Genomic DNA, 16,964 nt, shown 5'->3' with positions numbered 1-16,964 from the left:
CTGCGGGTGAACGTCCTTTCGCATTATTCCACCAGCCTCTTCCGCTCCTTCGCCAAAGGCTCTATAGTTCTTATAAATGAATGGCATTCATTTAGTGGTTCGCATCAGTTACGCGGCCACAGAGAGAGGACATCATGCTGAATCTTGACCGCGACGTAGTGATCGTCGGCGCCGGCCCCTCCGGCCTCACCGCTGCCCGCGAACTGAAAAAGGCGGGCCTGAGCGTCGCCGTGCTCGAAGCCCGTGACCGCGTGGGCGGCCGGACGTGGACCGACACCGTGGACGGTGCCATGCTCGAGATCGGCGGCCAGTGGGTCTCGCCGGACCAGACCGCCCTGCTGGCCCTGCTGGACGAGCTCGGCCTGGACACCTACCCGCGCTACCGCGACGGCGAGTCTGTCTACATCGGGGCGGACGGGACGCCGGTCCGCTACACCGGGGACATGTTCCCGGTCAGCGCCACCACGGCTGCCGAAATGGACAAGCTCATCACGCTGCTGGACGAACTGGCGGCCGAGATCGGCGCCACCGAGCCGTGGGCGCACCCCAAGGCGCGGGAACTGGACACCATCTCCTTCCACCACTGGCTGCGCCAGAACTCCCCGGACGAGGAAGCCTGCAACAACATCGGGCTCTTCATCGCCGGCGGCATGCTCACCAAGCCGGCGCACGCCTTCTCCGCCCTGCAGGCAGTCCTGATGGCCGCCTCCGCCGGCTCTTTCACCCACCTGACGGATGAGGACTTCATCCTGGACAAGCGGGTTATCGGCGGGATGCAGCAGGTTTCCCTGCTGCAGGCAGCGGAACTGGGTGCCGACGTCGTCCTTAACAGCCCCGTGCGCACCATCAACTGGGAAGCCGACGGCGAAAACGGCCACCGCGTCACCGCCGTCTCCGACCGGGCCACGGTGAACGCGCGTTTCGTGATCATGGCCGTGCCGCCCAACCTGTACTCCCGGGTCTCCTTCAACCCGCCGCTGCCGCGCCGCCAGCACCAGATGCACCAGCACCAGTCCCTGGGCCTGGTCATTAAGGTCCACGCCGTCTACAGGACGCCGTTCTGGCGCGAGGACGGGCTCTCCGGCACCGGATTCGGCGCCGGCTCGCTGGTCCAGGAGGTCTACGACAACACCAACCACGGCGACACCCGCGGAACACTCGTGGGCTTCATTTCCGATGAGAAGGCCGACGCAGTCTTCGAACTGAGCGCCGGGGACCGCAAGAAGGCCGTCCTGGAATCGATCGCCGGCTTCCTGGGGGACAAGGCGCTGGAGCCTGAGGTGTACTACGAATCCGACTGGGGCTCAGAGGAGTGGACGCGCGGTGCCTACGCCGCGAGCTACGACCTGGGCGGCCTGCACCGCTACGGCAAGGACCAGCACGCCGCCGTCGGCCCCATCTACTGGTGCTCCTCCGACCTCGCCGCCGAGGGCTACCAGCACGTGGACGGGGCGGTCCGCATGGGCCGGGCCACGGCTGCCCGCATCGCCGGGGCCGCAGCGGCGGCGCCTGAACTGGCGGACGCAACGGCCGCCGTCGGCTAAAAAAGCGGCGCCGCATCTGTGGCCGCACCCCATTCAACGATGAATGACACTCCGGAGAGGCAATCCCATGAGTACAAAAGCCCCCATTAGCCGGGGCACGCATAAAAGCCTGAGCGAAAAGGGACTCAAGGCCGGGTCCGTCGGGCTGATCGGCGCCGTGGTGATCGGGGTGTCCTGCATCGCGCCGGCGTACACGCTCACCGCGGCCCTCGGTCCCACCGTGTCCGAGGTGGGCGTGCACCTGCCGGCGGTCTTCCTCGTGGGGTTCATCCCCATGCTGCTCGTGGCGCTCGGCTACCGGGAACTCAACAACGCAATGCCCGACGCTGGAACCTCCTTCACGTGGGCAACGCGCGCCTTTGGCCCGTGGATCGGCTGGATGGGAGGCTGGGGGCTGATCGCCGCCACCATCATCGTGCTGTCCAACCTGGCGGCAGTCGCCGTCGACTTCTTCTACCTGATGCTCGCCCAGCTGCTCGGCAACCCCGGGATCGCTGAGCTGTCAAAGAACCTGCCGCTGAACATCGCCACCACTTTGGTGTTTATTGCGGCGGCGTGCTGGATCTCCTACCGCGGCATGGAAACCACCAAGGGCGTCCAGTACGTCCTGGTGGGGTTCCAGCTGCTGGTGCTGGGATGGTTTGCCGTCTCCGCATTCGTGCACGTGGCCAACGGGACCGCCTTCGACGCCATGGCCATCTCACCGGACTGGTTCAACCCCTTCGCCGTCGACTCCTTTTCCGCCTTCGCGGCCGGGGTGTCACTGTCGATCTTCATCTACTGGGGCTGGGACGTGACCCTGACCATGAACGAGGAGACGCGGAACCCGGAGAAGACCCCCGGGCGGGCGGCGACCGTGACCGTCGTCGTTATTGTGGCCATCTACATGATGGCCGCGCTGGCCACGCTCTCCTTCGCCGGCGTCGGGGAGGCCGGCCTGGGCACCGGCAATCCCGAGAACCAGTCAAGCATCTTCGCCGTCCTGTCCGGGCCGGTCATGGGGCCGTTCGCCATCCTGATGTCGCTGGCCATCCTCAGCAGTTCCGCTGCCTCGCTGCAGTCCACCTTCGTCTCCCCGGCGCGGACGCTGCTGGCCATGGGCCACTACAAGGCCTTGCCGGGGAAGTTCAGCAAGGTCAGCCCCACGTTCAAGTCGCCGAGCTATGCCACAGTTGCGGCGGCCGTCGCGGCGGCGGCGTTCTACGTGATCACCCGGACCACGTCCGAGAACGCGCTGTGGGACACCATCACGGCGCTGGGCATGATGATCTGCTTCTACTACGGGATCACGGCGCTCGCGTGTGTCTGGTTCTTCCGCGCGGTGGCCTTCAGCAGTGCACGGGCGTTCCTCTTCAAGTTCCTCGCGCCGCTGCTGGGCGGCGTGATCCTGCTGGTGATGTTCGTGAAGACGGCCTACGACTCCATGGACCCGGAGTACGGTTCCGGCTCCTCGGTGGGCGGCGTGGGCATGGTGTTCATCCTGGGCATGGGCGTCATCCTGCTCGGCGTGGTCAGCATGCTGGTGATGGCCAGGATCCGGCCGGAGTTCTTCCGGGGCGAGGTGCTGGCGCGGGGCCTCTGACTGGAAACTAAGCACGCTTACCAATAGGGTGGTGCCAGGGCACTGACCCGGTTCAACTGAACGTACTGAGAACGTACTCGAGCAGAACGAGGTGACAGCATGACGGGCACGGAAAGCATCAGCAAGGTCACGGACATCATCAACCATTCCCATATCGGAATGTTCACCACCCTCAACGGGGAAGGCGCCCTGGTCAGCCGGCCGCTGGCCGTCCAGGACGTGAAGGACGACGGCGACATGTGGTTCTTCACCGGCGAGGGAACCTCCCAGGTGGCGCACGTTTCCGCCGACGCCAGGGTCAACGTGTCCTTCGGCAAGGGCACCGAGTGGGTCTCGGTGGCCGGGACCGCCGAAGTGGTCCGTGACCGGGCCAAGATCCGCGAACTGTGGAACCAGTCCGTCGAGGCCTGGTTCCCGGACGGCCCGGATACGCCGGAGGTGGTCCTCCTGCACGTGGATTCCGACTCCGCGGAGTACTGGACCAGCCCCGGCGGCACCGCGGCGACCGTCCTGCAGTGGGTCAAGTCGAAGGTCACCCACAGCCGCGTGAGCGTCGGCGAGAGCGGCACCGTCGAGCTGTAACCCCCAAACACCAACGCGGGGTCACTTATCGCCCAATCCGGGCCTCGGAAAGGGCGATATCTGACCCCGCGTTGGTGTTTCTAGGCTTCCGGTGCCGTCTCCTTGACCTTCAGCGGTTCGATCCTGCCCATGATGAACAGGTAGTTGGCGGCGCCGACCAGGGACACCGCGCCGATGACCGCGAGCGGCGCGACGAACGATCCCGTCTGGTCCACCAGTACGCCGATCAGGATCGGGGTGAAGATGCCGGCCAGGTTGGAGGCGAAGTTCTGCAGGCCGCCGATGGATCCCACGTGGCGGGAGCTGGGGGCGACGTCGGCCGGCAGCGACCAGATGCCGGTGGCGGCCACGGTCAGGCTGGAGTAGGCCACGGACAGCAGGGCGAGAGCCATCCAGGCTTCGGGCACCAGGGCTGCGAACATGATGACCGAGCCGCCGGCCAGGCCGCCGGCGATGGCGGTCTTGCGGACCTTGGTCACGGATGCCCCAGCCCGGACCGCGCGGTCGGCCAGGTAGCCGCCGAGCCAGCCGAACAGTACGGCGCAGATGCCCGGGATGGCGCCGAAGAAGCCCAGCTTCAGGAGGTCGAAGCCGCGTTCCTTTACGAGGTAGCTGGGGAAGAACGTGATGAAGAAGTAGATGGCGCTGTTCAGGCAGAAGAAGCCGAACATCATGCTGAGCACGGTGCGGTACTTGAAAAGCGATCGCCACGGGAGCTTGGCGGCGCCGGCATTGTCGCTGGCTTCGCCGCGGGCTCCGCCTTCGCGGATGTAGTCCACCTCGGCGGCGTTGGCGCCCCTGTGCTCCTCGGGGTTGCGATAGTACTTCCACCAGACTGCGGCCCAGATGATGCCGGCGACGCCGATGATGATGAACACCGCGTGCCAAGAGGTGAGGGCAACGATCAGGGTAACGATGGGCAGTGCGATCACCGCGCCAACCCGCGAACCGGAGTCCCAGATGCTCGTGGCGAAGGCGCGTTCCCGGACCGGGAACCAGGTGGCCACCACCTTGGCTGCGGTGCTGGGCGCCGGGCTCTCGCCGATGCCGAGGAGGAACCTTGCGGCGAACAGTGACCAGAAGCTGGACGCGGCGGCCGTGACCATGGTGAAGGCGGACCACCAGACGGCCGCCAGGGAGAAGGAACGGCGGGGACCCACCTTGTCCACGTACCAGCCGGCGGCGAGCTGGCAGAAGTCGTAGGCCCAGAAGAAGGCTGCGAAGATGAGTCCCTGCTGGGTGGCGGAGAGCTCAAAGTCCTTGCCCATGAATGGCAGGGCGACGCTGAGGCTCGAGCGGTCGAGGTAGTTGATGCTGAGGCCCGCAAAGGCGAGCCAGATGATCACCCAGCGCTTTCTGGTCATCAGGCGGGGTGGCGTGGCGGATGATGTGGCGGCGGTCTTGCTTCCGAGCGCAGTCATGCGGTCTCCTTCGACGTGAACATGGCTTCGGGTGCTGTGGGCACCGGCGGGAGGGGGAGACGCCGAAGAGGTCGGCGCCAAAATCATATAGGAATCTGGTTAATCATATAGATCATGTGCTGCGGATCAAGGGGCAGCCGAAAAAAGTTTGCCAGGAGGTGCCGGGGCCCGTGGCTTATGATTCCCCCAGCGACTCCAGTCAGACCAGAATCAAGAGGTAACCGCGTGCCACCACGTCAATCGTCCGATACGTCCCGCGGAAAGGCTGCCGTCAGCGACGTCTACGCGTCCATGCGGGCGGCCATTCTCGAGGGTGAGATGGCCCCGGGCGCACGCATCAACATCGACGCTGTCTCACGCAGTCTCGGCGTCTCCCAGACGCCGGTTCGCGAGGTGCTCCAGCGCCTGGAAGGCGACAATCTGGTGGTCTACAGCCCCGGCCGTGGGTACAGCACCACGCCGCTGCTGGATCTGGCCGAGCTGCGCTCGCTGTTCGAGTTCCGGCTGCTCGTGGAGCCCTGGGCTGCGCGGGCGGCCGCCGTAGACCGGCTGGCCAATCCGGCGGCTGCCCTGGAGAAGGAGCTCGCCGGCTTCAGGAAGGCCATGAAGGTCACCAAGGACCTGCGCCAGGATCTCGTGGCGCACGACACCCGCTTTCACGACACCATCCTGGCTGCCTCCGGGAATTCCGTCGTCCGGCATGCCTTTGCGCAGACCCACTGCCACCTCCATACCTTCCGGCTGTATCCGGCGGACGTGGACGGCGCCATCACTGTGGCGGAGCATTCCGCCGTCACGGATGCCATCGAGGCATGTGATCCGGAGGGGGCGGAGGTGGCCATGACCCGGCACATCCGCAACTCCTTCGACAGGTTCGCGCAGGCCTTCGAGGGCGAGCTGGCCCCGCTGGAGGACGTCGGCCCGCCCGGAAAGCGGATCATCAAATAGGCGGACCTGCAACGGTCCCCGGGAAAGGCCCTGGCCCTCGTGGCCGGGGCTTTTTCGCGCCCGAACGCGGGTGATGTCCGGATCCCGGCGCGGAGAGGGGCTTGATCTGGATCACAGTTCCTATATGATTATCGAAATTCATATAGGAATCGCCAGATCCAACCCAGTTCCAGACCCGAAAGAAGCACCATGCCTTCCATCACCTCCATCAGCACACAGGACGTCCGGTTCCCCACGTCCCTGGAGCTTGACGGCTCCGACGCGGTCAACGTCGACCCCGACTACTCCGCCGCCTACGTCGTGATCCGCACCGACGTGGGCGACGAAGGCCACGGCTTCGTCTTTAGCTGCGGCCGCGGCAACGAGATCCTCACCGCCGCCATCGACGCCTACGCCCGCCTGCTTGTGGGCCGGGATATCGACGAACTGATCTACGACCTGGGCGGCGCGTCCCGGCGCCTGGTCCACGACTCACAGCTCCGCTGGCTGGGACCCGAGAAGGGCGTGACGCAGATGGCCTGCGGCGCCCTGGTCAGCGCCCTGTGGGACATCCGGGCGCGCCGCGAGAACAAGCCCCTCTGGCTCCTGCTCAGCGAAATGAGCCCGGAGGAGCTGGTGAGCGTCGTCGATTTCACCCACATCCGCGACGCCCTCAGCCCCGAGGAGGCGCTGGAGATCCTGCGCGCCGGACAGGAGGGAAAGGCCGCCCGGATTGCCGCGCTGAAGGCGGACGGGTTCCCGGCCTACACCACCTCGCCCGGCTGGCTCGGCTACAGCGACGAGAAGCTGGTCCGGCTGAGCAAGGAGGCCGCCGCCGACGGCTTCTCCATGATCAAGCTCAAAGTGGGCGGCGACATCAGCGACGACCGCCGCCGCATGGCCCTCGCCCGCGAAGCCGTGGGCGACCTGCCCATCGCGATTGACGCCAACCAGCGCTGGGAGGTCTCCGAGGCCATCAGCTGGGTCAACGAGCTCGCCGAATTCAACCCCTACTGGATCGAGGAGCCCACCAGCACCGATGACATCCTGGGCCATGCCGACATCCGGAAGGGCGTCGCGCCGGTCCGGGTGGCCACCGGTGAGGCCGTCGCCAGCCGCATCGTGTTCAAGCAGCTGCTGCAGGCCGGCGCCATCGACGTCCTGCAGCTCGACTCCACCCGCGTGGGCGGCGTCAACGAGAACATCGCCAACCTCCTGCTCGCGGCCAAGTTCGGCGTCCCGGTCTGCCCGCACGCCGGCGGAGTGGGCCTGTGCGAACTGGTCCAGCACTTCTCGTTCTTCGATTACGCAGCGGTCAGCGGCAGCCAGGAAGGCCGCATGATCGAGTACGTCGACCACCTGCACGAGCACTTCGCGGAGCCGGTCCGGATCATCGGCGGACGCTACGCCGCGCCCGTTCTTCCCGGCACCGGGGCCGAGATGCTCAGCGCCTCCCGCACCCGCTGGGAATTCCCCGCGGGATCCGGCTGGCAGGAAGTGGGCACCCGCGCCGCGGTCACTGGCGCGGCCCTCGCTCCCGCCGGTGCCGCCCGATGACCGGCGCAAGCACTGCGGTCATCGCTGACGCCACCACTGTCGACGAACTGAACGAGGCCGTCGAGGCAGCGCAGTCCGCCTTCGAGGGCGGCCGGACCGCGGCACCGGCCACCCGGGCCGGCTGGCTGGAGGCCGTGGCCGCCGGGCTGGAGCAGGACGCCGCAACCCTGGTGGGCATCGCCGCCCGGGAAACCCACCTGGGCGTTCCCCGGCTTGAGGGGGAGCTCAAGCGCACAGTCTTCCAGCTCCGGCTCTTCGCGGCCGAGATCCTGCAGGGCGAGCACTTCGACGCCACGATTGACCATGCCGACCCCGGCTGGGGCATGGGTCCCCGCCCGGACCTGCGGCGCTACAACGTCCCGCTTGGCGTCGTGGGTGTCTTCGGCGCGTCCAACTTCCCCTTCGCGTTCAGTGTGATGGGCGGTGACAGCGCGTCGGCGCTCGCCGCCGGCTGCGCCGTCGTGCACAAGGCGCACGACGGCCACCGGGAGCTCGCGGTCCGCACCGCCGAAACGGTGACGTCCGCGCTGGAAGCCGCCGGGGCGCCGTCGGGCCTCCTCTCCCTGGTTTCCGGACGGCGGGCCGCCGAGGCGCTGGTGGACCATCCGCTGGTGAAAGCCATCGGCTTCACGGGTTCGACGGCGGGCGGCCGGGCACTGCTGGACCGCGCCGCAGCGCGGCCCGAACCCATCCCGTTCTTCGGCGAACTGGGCGGCATCAACGCCGTCTTTGTCACGCCGAACGCGTGGAAGGCCCGCCGCGAGGAGATCCTCACCGGCTACGCGGCATCCTTCACCCTCGGCATGGGCCAGTTCTGCACCAAACCGGGGCTGCTGTTCGTTCCCGCCGCCGGATCCGCCGCACAGGCCGGGAAGCTCCAAAACACCCTCGCCGGGGCCCTCGCGGATTTCGCTCCGGCGCAGCTGCTCAGCGAACGGCTGCACGCCGGCTACGCCGACGCGGTCCGCCGCCTCAGCGCCAGCAGCGGGGTAGACGTGCTGCTCGAGGGCGACTTCGCGGCGGCCCCGGCGCCCACCGTCCTGCGCACCACGGCCGACGCGGTGCGCAGCGATCCCGGCATCCTGCGGCAGGAGATGTTCGGCCCGGCCAGTCTGGTGGTTGAGTACGCGGACGAGGCTGAGCTTCCGGGCCTCGCCGAGCTGCTCGAGGGGCAGCTCACCACTACACTGCAGGCCGAAGAGCACGACGACGTCGCCGGGCTCGCCGCCCGGCTCACCGACATCAGTGGCAGGGTGCTGTGGAACGGCTGGCCCACCGGGGTCACCGTCAGCTACGCCCAGAACCACGGCGGCCCTTATCCGGCCACGACGGCGGCCACCACGTCCGTGGGGACCGCCGCCATCCGGCGCTTTCTGCGGCCGGTGGCTTACCAGTCGTTCCCCGCCGGCCGCCTGCCGGAGCCGCTGCGGGACGGCAATCCGTGGCACGTTCCGCAGCGGGTGGACGGCGTCTGGCACCGGCCGTCCGACGCCGGTGCCGGTGCTGGTGCGGCGACCGGGGGCCGGCCGTGACCGGGTCGCCGCTGAATTCTGTCCTGCCGGACGATGCCGGCCAGGCGCTGCTGGTTGGCCGGATCTGGGACCCCGCCACCGGCGGTCCCCGCGTGGTGGCACTCAGCGGGGACTCCGCCGTCGACCTGACCGGTCTAGCCGGCACTGTGTCGGAACTCCTCGAACTGGCTGATCCGGCCGCCGCGGTCCGGGCGGCACTCCTTGACCCGGCGGCGGGGCAGCGGTGGGCGACGGCCGACGTCGTCGCCGCTTCGCTGGCGGGCGACACGGCGCGCCCGCACCTGCTCGCCCCGGTTGACCTGCAGGTGATCAAGGCCTGCGGCGTGACCTTCGTGGACAGCATGATCGAGCGCGTGATCGAGGAACGGTGCGCCGGTGACGCCGGGCGGGCGGCCGAGATGCGCGAGCTTGTCGGGAAGGCGCTCGGCGGAAGCATCGCAGCGGTCCGGCCCGGGTCCGCGGAGGCGGCGGAGGCCAAGCGGGTGCTGATTGCCGAGGGCCTGTGGTCGCAGTACCTCGAGGTGGGCATCGGGCCGGACCCGGAGGTGTTCACGAAGGCGCCGGTGCTGTCCTCGGTGGGCCTGGGCGCGGGCATCGGGATTCCGGTGTTCTCGTCGTGGAACAACCCGGAGCCTGAACTGGTCCTGATTGCCACGTCCCGCGGCGAGGTAGTGGGCGCCACGCTCGGCAACGACGTCAACCTGCGCGACGTCGAGGGCCGCAGCGCCCTGCTGCTGGGCAAGGCCAAGGACAACAATGCGTCCAGCGCGCTGGGGCCGCTGATCAGGCTTTTCGACGGCGCCTTCACCCTGGATACGCTGCGCGCGGAGGAGATCCTGCTGCGCGTCGAGGGCCCGGACGGCTACCTGCTCGAGGGGCGGAACACGCTGGCGAGGATCAGCAGGCCCTTCGAGGAGCTCGTGGCGGCCACCCGCGGCAGGCACCACCAGTATCCGGACGGCTTCGCCCTGTTCACGGGCACGCTGTTCGCGCCGACCCAGGACCGCGACGAGCCCGGCCAGGGGTTCACGCACAAGCACGGGGACGTGGTGACCATCCGCAGCCGCCACCTCGGCGCCCTCATCAACACCGTGGGTGCCGCGGAGGAGCTGCCGGAGTGGACCTTCGGCCTGCGGCAGCTCTTTGCCTACCTCGAGGAGCAGCGCCAGGCGAGGCAGCGTCAGGCGGAGCAGTGCCAGATGGAGCAGGCAGCCCTCGGCGGCTGAGCCTTACAGCAACGCGGGGTCACTTATCGCCCAATCCGGGCCTCGGAAGCGGCGATATCTGACCCCGCGTTGCTGTTACTTGGTGGAGTCTCCCTGCAGGGTCAGATGCAGGAGTAGTCGTAGTCGAAGCCGCCGGAGACGTACTGCGTGAGCGAGACTGTGCCGCCACCGGTCAGCGGCGCGCCCGAGCAGTTGCGGCTGGCCGCGGTCAGGGTCCGTGCCCCGGCCAGCCAGCTGGGCAGTGTGTACAGCGGGCTGGCGGACGGGACGGCGCCGGCGATCTGCGACCACTGCGTGGCGGTGGAGTAGATGCCCGTCTTCGCGTTGATGCTGCCGAAGAAGGCGACCATTCCCTCCAGGTCCGCCCGGTTGGCCACCTTGTCGCCGGACCAGGAGTTCCCCGTTTCCACATCCAGCCACCAGGTGTAGCTGGAGGGGTTGCTGACGCCGCGGATGTTCGCGTCGTCGTAGGCCTTGGCCCAGCCGTACATGTAGGAGCAGGCAGGACCGACGTCGTTCGCCTTGCAGTCGCCGTACGGGTTGAAGACCTTGGTTCCGGCATAGGTGTTGCTGGTGGGCCACCAGCTGCCGGCCAGTCCCGGGTTGGCGGTGTTGACGTACAGCTGCACCTTCGGTTGGCCCGTGGTGCCCGACGAGGACCCGGCCCATGTCAGCTGGGTGGCCAGGCACGGGTTCGTGGTGTTTGCCAGGCCGTTGTTGACCCCCACAATGCCGAAGGCCTGCCCCTTCGGCAGGGCCTTGCCGCACTGGGGCCACGAGACGTCATTGCCGACAGACGCATTGGGGGCGGCCTCGGCCGGAACGGCCTGAAGCATCAGTATGGCGGTGGCGGCCAGCGCCGGAAGCCATCGGAATTTGGACAGAAAAGATCGAGTAGCGGACATCATCGGCCTTCCTCGCGCGGTGACAGAACGAAGAAACAAGCATCGGTTCCGCCGGCGGCCGAGGTCAAGAGGCCAGGCTGACCTGTGTTTTCAGCGGCCGCCCTTTTGGGTGTAGTCCGCGGCGTCGTAATGCAACCGCAGAGCAGTAATTTTGCCGTCGCTGATGCTGAAGAATTCGGCGAACCGCACTGTCCCGCCGGGCATCCGCGCGTCGTAAAGGATCGCCGACCCGTCCAAGCCGTGGACTTCCTGGATGACATCAATGTCTGAGACGTTGGCGATGAAACCCTTGACCCCCTGACAAAAGCCTCCCGCGCCTGTGCGTTTGCCGGCCAGCGGACCTTCGAACTCCAGGCCGTCCGCGAGGAGCGTCCGAAATTCGCCGCCCGGATCGTAGGCCTCGATTCCTGCACCGAGGATCCGGTAGTAGGCCTGCAGCACTCCGGGTGCGTCGCCTCTCAGCGTGGTCACTGCTGCTCCCTGGCGGACTGCCAGCTGACAGGCAGCTCCTTGACCCCGTACACGATGGTGCTGTCCATCCGTTCGAGGTGGGCTCCCGGCGTGAGGGCCAGCCCGGGGAGCCGCTCCAGAACGGACTGCAGCGCCACCCTGGCTTCGAGCCTGGCCAGCGGGGCACCGAGGCAGAAGTGAATGCCGTGACCGAAGGCGAGATGCCGGTTTGGCGTCCGCTCCACGTCGAAGTGTTCGGGACGCTGGAATTGGCGCGTATCGCGGTTTGCCGAACCGATCCAGGCAACCAGTGGGGCGCCGGCCGGAACCTGAAGGCCGCCCAGCGTTGTCTCGCCGGCGGTGACCCGGTACATCGACTGGACGGGGGAACGGTAGCGGAGCACCTCTTCGATGGCCTGGGGGAGCAGTGCCGGTTCCGCGCGGAGCCGTTCCATCGTTCCGGGGGCCTCGGTGAAACACAGGACCGCGTTGCCGATCAGGTTGGTGGTGGTCTCATTGCCGGCCACCAGGAGCAGGCTGCAGAAGCCCAGCAGCTCGGGAACGCTCAGCTTCTGCCCGTCGATCTCGGCCACCAGCAGGCTGCTGATCAGGTCATTCCCGGGCTGTCTCCTGCGGTGCTCGATGAGGGCGAGGAAGTACTCGGCCATCTCCCGGTTCGTGGTGCTGTGGTCGGCAGTCCGGGCTCCGGACTGCGTCTGGCTGACGATGACATCGGACCAGTTTTTGAAGCGGTCGCGGTCCTCGGCGGGGATGCCCATGAGCTCGGCGATGACGATCACCGGGAGGGGGTAGGCCAGCTCGGCGATGAGGTCGGCGGATCCTTTGGACTCGATCCCGTCCAGCAGCTCCTCCGTCAGTGCCGAGATGCGCGGGGCGAGCCCGTCCACTGCCTTCGGGGTAAACGCCTGGGTCACCAGGGAGCGCAGCTGCCGGTGCCGGGGCGGATCGGCCGTGATCAGGCTCGCCGCAAACAACTGGCCCGTCTCGGATGGATCGTCGCCGCCCATTCTCGAAGAGAAGGTGCCGTGTTCGGACAAAACCCGCTGGACGTCGTCGTACCTGTAGACATGCCAGCTTCCGGATTGCTCGTCGTGGTAGACGGGGGCGGATTCCCGCATCCGTTCGTACTGCGGGAAGGGATCCAGCGAAGACGCATCACTGTTCACGAAGTCCATGGCGCAGTCTATTCCGGGGAGGCGCCCGCCGTCAGTAGCCTGCGCCGGAATCAGCCAAACATCCAGGCCGCGCCCAGAAGCAGCGGGATGGCCAGGGCCGATGTAACTACCGCCGTGGTCTGCGCAAGGTTCTGGCCCACACCGTACCGGACGGCGTAGAGGACCACGTTCTGGCCGGTGGGAAGGATCGCGCAGGCCGTGACGACGAAGGTGCTGAAGGTATCGAGCCGGAACACGAACACGGCCAGCAGCCAGGCGAGCAACGGCTGGACGGCCGACTTGAGAATCACCGCGAACAGCGTCGGGACGCGGTCCAACGTGCCCTGCCGCGGAGACAGGCCGTGGAGTGACATGCCGAAGATGATCAGCATCAGGGGCACCGTCAGCTGGGCCACCAGCTTCAACGGATCCAGCACCAGGGCAGGAAGTTCAATCCCGGCCGCGCTGACGATGACGCCGAGAATGGCCGCCACCGTGACAGGGTTGCGCAGTGGGGTGGACAGGATGCTCCACACAGAGGCCCGTTTCCCGGCAGGATCGGTCAGGTCCAGGATGGTCAGCGCCACAGGGGTCACCAGCGCCAGCTGAAACAGCATGATCGGGGTGACGAAGGTGGCACTCCCCAGGATGTAGAGGGACAGCGGAACGCCGAGGTTAGTGGAATTGACGATTCCCGTGGCCAGCGCGCCGACCGTGGTGCGCCGGACGCCCCACCTGCCGATCGCCCCGCTTAGCGCGAACAGCGCCATGCAGCACAGTGCCGTCACGACGGAGATGAGGCCTGTCTGGCTGAGCACTTCGGAGATGTGCCGGGAGGCGATCGTGGAGAACATCAGGCTTGGCAGCCCCACCATGAACGTCAGGGTGGACAGGACCTTCGTTCCGTGCGGCCCGAGGGCGTTCGTCCTGGCCAGAATGTAGCCGACGAGCAGGACCATGCCCACCACAAAGAATCCCTTTAAGACTCCGTCCAAGCCGCTGTCCTCAATCGTCTTTATCAGCTATTACGACGCCGGGCACCCGGCTCTTATCTAAGACTACAGTGTTATTTAGTGGCTTCGTTGGTGCGCAGTCCCTGCAGGGCGCTCCAGTACAGGCGGCTGCACCGCTGCACGAGTTGCTCGTCCGGCATGCCTTCCACAGCCCGGAAATCCATGATCTCCCTGGAGTTGAACAGGGCGTTGAACAGGGACAGTGCGTAAGGAAGCTGGCTTCCGTCGATGTTGGCTTCCTCGAGCAGCTGACGGACGGGCGGTCCCCAGACCCGTTCCAGGGCGCGGGCGTGGGGTTCGCCCGCCTGCAGCCTTGTCAGGAACCCTTCGCGGGAGCGGACAAGGACCATGGCGGGGCCGTATTCCGCCACCACCCTGAGCCATTGCGCCATGGTGTCCTTGAAGAGGTCCATTCCGCTGCTTTCCAGGGTCTTCGTGGACTCGTAAAGCTCGTCGATGACGCTCAGCATGAACTTGCGGTGCAGCTCATCGAGCGTAGGAAAGTACCGGTAGGCAGTCGCGAGAGAGAGTCCTGCGCGTTCGGCCACGGCGGGCATTGTTGCCGAATCCGGATCCTCACGGAGAAGTTCGCCGACAGCCACAACGAGTTCCTGCTGGTTGCGGATTGAATCCTGCCGGAGGCGACGCTGCCGCGGCGCAGCTGCTGGCTTCATGCGTCCTGCTCCTCCGCGGGGTTGGTGTCCGTAAGCCGGTCGCGGCTCTGTTTAGACGATAAGCCAGCGACCAGGCAGACAGAAAAGGCTGCGCAGGCGGAAAAGACGGGCACACAGAAAAGACGGGCCCCAAAAGCGGGCCCGCCTCTTCAGTACTGCGGCCCTGCTACAGCCCGAGGCCCCCAAGCTTGTCGCCCAGCCCGCCCGGAAGCTTGCCCAGCAGGTCGGCGGGGTTGATGCCGAGCTGGGAGAGCAGCCCGGAGTGCTGGTCCGTGTCCACCTGGTCGGGCAGCTGCGAATCGGCCTGGGCGGCCTTGTCGTTGTCGCCCTGGGACCTGAGGAATTCGAGGATCTGGGACTTGTCGATCTGCATGGCGTTTCTCCTTTGCGATTCCGGAACTGCTAAGGGTGCTTATTACCTTTCCGGAAAAAAGCCCGCCGAACAAGGCCCAACCAGTGCCGGGCAAGGAACCCAGGACCGGGGCAGCGGAACTACGCCTGCCTGGTCCCGGCCGCAGTGGCCAGCGAAGCCAGGCCCTTCTCGAAGTCACCGCCCACCAACTTGTCCATGTTCATGAACACTGCAAAGACCTTGCCGATGCCCTTGTGCTCGCCGGTCATGGCCCAGGTCACACGGGTGCCGCCGCCCTCCGGAACGAACGTGAAGATGGTGGGGTTCACGCCTGGGAACGGCTTGGTGAACTCCAGCCGGATCCTGATCACGTCCGGCTCCTGCGCCTCGACAATTTCCATGTTGCCGGCGCCCGCCTTGCGGTTGCCGCTCCAGGCGTACCTGGCACCGGCGCCGGATTCCGCGCCCGAGTAGGTGCGCTTCATGTCAGGATCGACGGTCTCCCACGGCGACCACTTGGGCCACTCGCGGAAGCTGTTGACCAGCGGAAACACATCCTTGGCGGGGGCAGGGATCACTGTGCTGCGCGTCACTGAGTATGTTGACATGGCCCCATCCTAAGGCCGCGCCCTCCAACCGGCCCGCTGCAACCCGGGGGACACAGCGGGCCGTTCCATCGGCTGCCGCTAGCTGTTGGCGATGGCGTCGCCAGAGCCCTGCGGTCCTCCGCGGCCGCCGGGACCGCCGAAGTCTTCCTGCGTGCCCGTGACCGCGAAGTTCGCATGAAGAAGCACCGTGGCACGGGTGGCGTCCAATGGTGGCGCCGGGCTGGGCGGCCTTGACGGCCGCCTCCACCTTGGCAGCGGTATCGCCGGTCAGGATTTCCCCACGGCAGGCCGCAGAGTTGCCGGGACTCCCGCGGCGGTTTCCGCGCAGTCCAGCGCCCGGCCGAGGCGATCGACTGCGTGCGGATACTCAGGAGAGGCAAGGGTTTTCAGCGTCTCGGCCTCCCGCAGGGCCTTCACAAACGCAGCGGTTTCGGGCCGCCGGACGTCCGCCAGGTCCGGGTAGCTGATGGCCAGTGCGGGGTCGAGTTCGTAGCGCGCCCAGCGTCCCATGATTTCCTCATGCACGACGGCGGCCGCCCGGCACCGCGGGCCGTCCACCCGGCGCTGCCGCCGGGCGTCGTGCCAGGAAAGCACCGCAGGGCTGCTGCGGTAGGCGGCGATGCCGCTTAGCCCCGCCACGGCGGCCAGCGCCAGGCCGGCCGGCGGCGAAGCCACCGCGGGAATGAGCAGCGCCGGGGCGATCACCACTGCGCCGCCGAAAAGGTCCCAGAAGAGCAGATCTGAACTGTCGCCGTCGGACGTCCTTAAATGGTGGCGCACCACGAAAACCGTGCAGGCGACGGCGGCCACCAGCACTGCGCTCCAGAGGACCAGCTGCAGCAGCCCCAAGGGGGCGGCTTCGGAAACTGCGGGCACCACTGCACCTCCCAAGGACGGGCGCTGCCCGGCAATTCGGGCCGCACTTAAATTGCAGCCCCTGCGGAAGCCCCGGTCAATGGGTGCAGCTACGGTCATTGGGCCGGGTTTGCAGCGGCGGCGGTGCGGCGTAGCGTAGGCGGCATGCGACTCAAAATGTGCAGCATCCACGTCCAGGACCCTGCCGCTGCGCACTCCTTCTACACGGAGACCCTCGGCTTCGACACTCTCATGGCCATGCCCGAGCACAACCTCTTCATCGTCAAGGACCCCGGTGCGGCCGGCACCGTGGGCCTGCTGCTGGAGCCCAGCGACAACCCCATCGCCTCCGCCTACAGCAAGGGACTGTACGACGCCGGGATCCCCGCCATCGTCTTTGGCGCACCGGACGTCCGGGCCGAGTATGAGCGGCTGGCCTCCGCCGGCGTCCGGTTCCGCGGCGAGCCCGCCGAGGACCCGTCCGGAATCTCCGCAGTGTTCGACGACGGCTGCGGCAACTACATCCAGCTGCACCAGGACTGAAACCGCCGCCGCCGGAAA

At 67.1% G+C, this 16,964-nt stretch carries 18 protein-coding genes; 8 read left to right on the top strand and 10 right to left on the bottom strand.

Annotation, left to right across the window (positions count from 1 at the left end; genetic code table 11):
• Positions 1-134 precede the first annotated feature (134 nt).
• The 3 genes from R5O87_RS13500 to R5O87_RS13490 all read left to right on the top strand — a co-directional run bounded on the left by R5O87_RS13500 (position 135) and on the right by R5O87_RS13490 (position 3,708).
• A complete protein-coding gene (locus tag R5O87_RS13500; protein ID WP_462836306.1) occupies positions 135-1,544 on the top strand; it encodes a flavin monoamine oxidase family protein in 1,410 nt (469 codons plus the stop codon).
• A gap of 67 nt (positions 1,545-1,611) precedes the next feature.
• Positions 1,612-3,126, top strand: coding sequence for an APC family permease (locus R5O87_RS13495; RefSeq protein WP_410557333.1), 1,515 nt, complete (start codon positions 1,612-1,614; stop codon positions 3,124-3,126).
• 99 nt (positions 3,127-3,225) lie between these two features.
• Positions 3,226-3,708 (top strand): pyridoxamine 5'-phosphate oxidase family protein, encoded by a 483-nt coding sequence (locus R5O87_RS13490; protein WP_410557334.1) that lies wholly within the window; start codon positions 3,226-3,228, stop codon positions 3,706-3,708.
• Between the two features lie 80 nt (positions 3,709-3,788).
• On the opposite strand, the gene R5O87_RS13485 is transcribed toward R5O87_RS13490, so the two are convergent.
• Positions 3,789-5,129: an MFS transporter gene (locus R5O87_RS13485; RefSeq protein WP_410557335.1), complete on the bottom strand. Its 1,341-nt coding sequence runs from the start codon at positions 5,127-5,129 to the stop codon at positions 3,789-3,791.
• Between the two features lie 225 nt (positions 5,130-5,354).
• Between R5O87_RS13485 and R5O87_RS13480 the strand changes: the two genes are divergently transcribed.
• From R5O87_RS13480 to R5O87_RS13465, 4 genes are all read left to right on the top strand, one after another.
• Positions 5,355-6,077 carry a GntR family transcriptional regulator gene (locus R5O87_RS13480; protein WP_410557336.1) on the top strand — a complete coding sequence of 241 codons (723 nt, stop codon included), beginning with the start codon at positions 5,355-5,357 and terminating at the stop codon, positions 6,075-6,077.
• 189 nt (positions 6,078-6,266) lie between these two features.
• Positions 6,267-7,613 (top strand): L-fuconate dehydratase, encoded by a 1,347-nt coding sequence (locus R5O87_RS13475; protein WP_410557337.1) that lies wholly within the window; start codon positions 6,267-6,269, stop codon positions 7,611-7,613.
• Positions 7,610-9,145, top strand: coding sequence for an aldehyde dehydrogenase (NADP(+)) (locus R5O87_RS13470; protein WP_410557338.1), 1,536 nt, complete (start codon positions 7,610-7,612; stop codon positions 9,143-9,145). Before R5O87_RS13475 ends, R5O87_RS13470 begins: the two co-directional genes overlap by 4 nt.
• Positions 9,142-10,371 (top strand): fumarylacetoacetate hydrolase family protein, encoded by a 1,230-nt coding sequence (locus R5O87_RS13465; protein WP_410557339.1) that lies wholly within the window; start codon positions 9,142-9,144, stop codon positions 10,369-10,371. The genes R5O87_RS13470 and R5O87_RS13465 overlap by 4 nt, the downstream gene beginning before the upstream one ends.
• 101 nt (positions 10,372-10,472) lie before the next feature.
• On the opposite strand, the gene R5O87_RS13460 is transcribed toward R5O87_RS13465, so the two are convergent.
• From R5O87_RS13460 to R5O87_RS13420, 9 genes are all read right to left on the bottom strand, one after another.
• The gene (locus tag R5O87_RS13460) at positions 10,473-11,279 is read right to left on the bottom strand and encodes a glycoside hydrolase family 25 domain-containing protein (protein WP_410557340.1); all 807 of its coding nucleotides are present in this window, start codon (positions 11,277-11,279) and stop codon (positions 10,473-10,475) included.
• Between the two features lie 87 nt (positions 11,280-11,366).
• On the bottom strand, positions 11,367-11,747 hold the full coding sequence (locus R5O87_RS13455; RefSeq protein ID WP_410557342.1) for a nuclear transport factor 2-like protein: 381 nt from the start codon (positions 11,745-11,747) through the stop codon (positions 11,367-11,369).
• Positions 11,744-12,922 (bottom strand): cytochrome P450, encoded by a 1,179-nt coding sequence (locus R5O87_RS13450; RefSeq protein ID WP_410557343.1) that lies wholly within the window; start codon positions 12,920-12,922, stop codon positions 11,744-11,746. Before R5O87_RS13450 ends, R5O87_RS13455 begins: the two co-directional genes overlap by 4 nt.
• A gap of 50 nt (positions 12,923-12,972) precedes the next feature.
• Positions 12,973-13,896 (bottom strand): AEC family transporter, encoded by a 924-nt coding sequence (locus R5O87_RS13445; protein ID WP_410557345.1) that lies wholly within the window; start codon positions 13,894-13,896, stop codon positions 12,973-12,975.
• A 71-nt stretch (positions 13,897-13,967) separates the two neighbouring features.
• Positions 13,968-14,588 carry a TetR/AcrR family transcriptional regulator gene (locus R5O87_RS13440; protein WP_410557346.1) on the bottom strand — a complete coding sequence of 207 codons (621 nt, stop codon included), beginning with the start codon at positions 14,586-14,588 and terminating at the stop codon, positions 13,968-13,970.
• A 166-nt stretch (positions 14,589-14,754) separates the two neighbouring features.
• Complete coding sequence (locus R5O87_RS13435; protein ID WP_410557347.1) at positions 14,755-14,961, bottom strand: hypothetical protein; 207 nt, start codon at positions 14,959-14,961, stop codon at positions 14,755-14,757.
• Positions 14,962-15,080: 119 nt separating this feature from the next.
• Positions 15,081-15,548, bottom strand: a complete 468-nt coding sequence (locus tag R5O87_RS13430) for an SRPBCC family protein (RefSeq protein ID WP_410557348.1) — start codon at positions 15,546-15,548, stop codon at positions 15,081-15,083.
• 78 nt (positions 15,549-15,626) lie between these two features.
• Positions 15,627-15,755 (bottom strand): hypothetical protein, encoded by a 129-nt coding sequence (locus R5O87_RS13425; protein ID WP_410557349.1) that lies wholly within the window; start codon positions 15,753-15,755, stop codon positions 15,627-15,629.
• Between the two features lie 60 nt (positions 15,756-15,815).
• Positions 15,816-16,424: a hypothetical protein gene (locus tag R5O87_RS13420; RefSeq protein WP_410557350.1), complete on the bottom strand. Its 609-nt coding sequence runs from the start codon at positions 16,422-16,424 to the stop codon at positions 15,816-15,818.
• A gap of 144 nt (positions 16,425-16,568) precedes the next feature.
• Between R5O87_RS13420 and R5O87_RS13415 the strand changes: the two genes are divergently transcribed.
• Complete coding sequence (locus R5O87_RS13415; protein WP_410557351.1) at positions 16,569-16,946, top strand: VOC family protein; 378 nt, start codon at positions 16,569-16,571, stop codon at positions 16,944-16,946.
• Positions 16,947-16,964: the final 18 nt, after the last annotated feature.

Origin of the sequence: Arthrobacter globiformis, assembly GCF_046536215.2 — a bacterium.
Classification (GTDB): Bacteria; Actinomycetota; Actinomycetes; order Actinomycetales; family Micrococcaceae; genus Arthrobacter; species Arthrobacter globiformis_E.
Note: the sequence above shows the minus strand (reverse complement) of the source record. Positions and strands in the feature narration are given on the sequence as shown.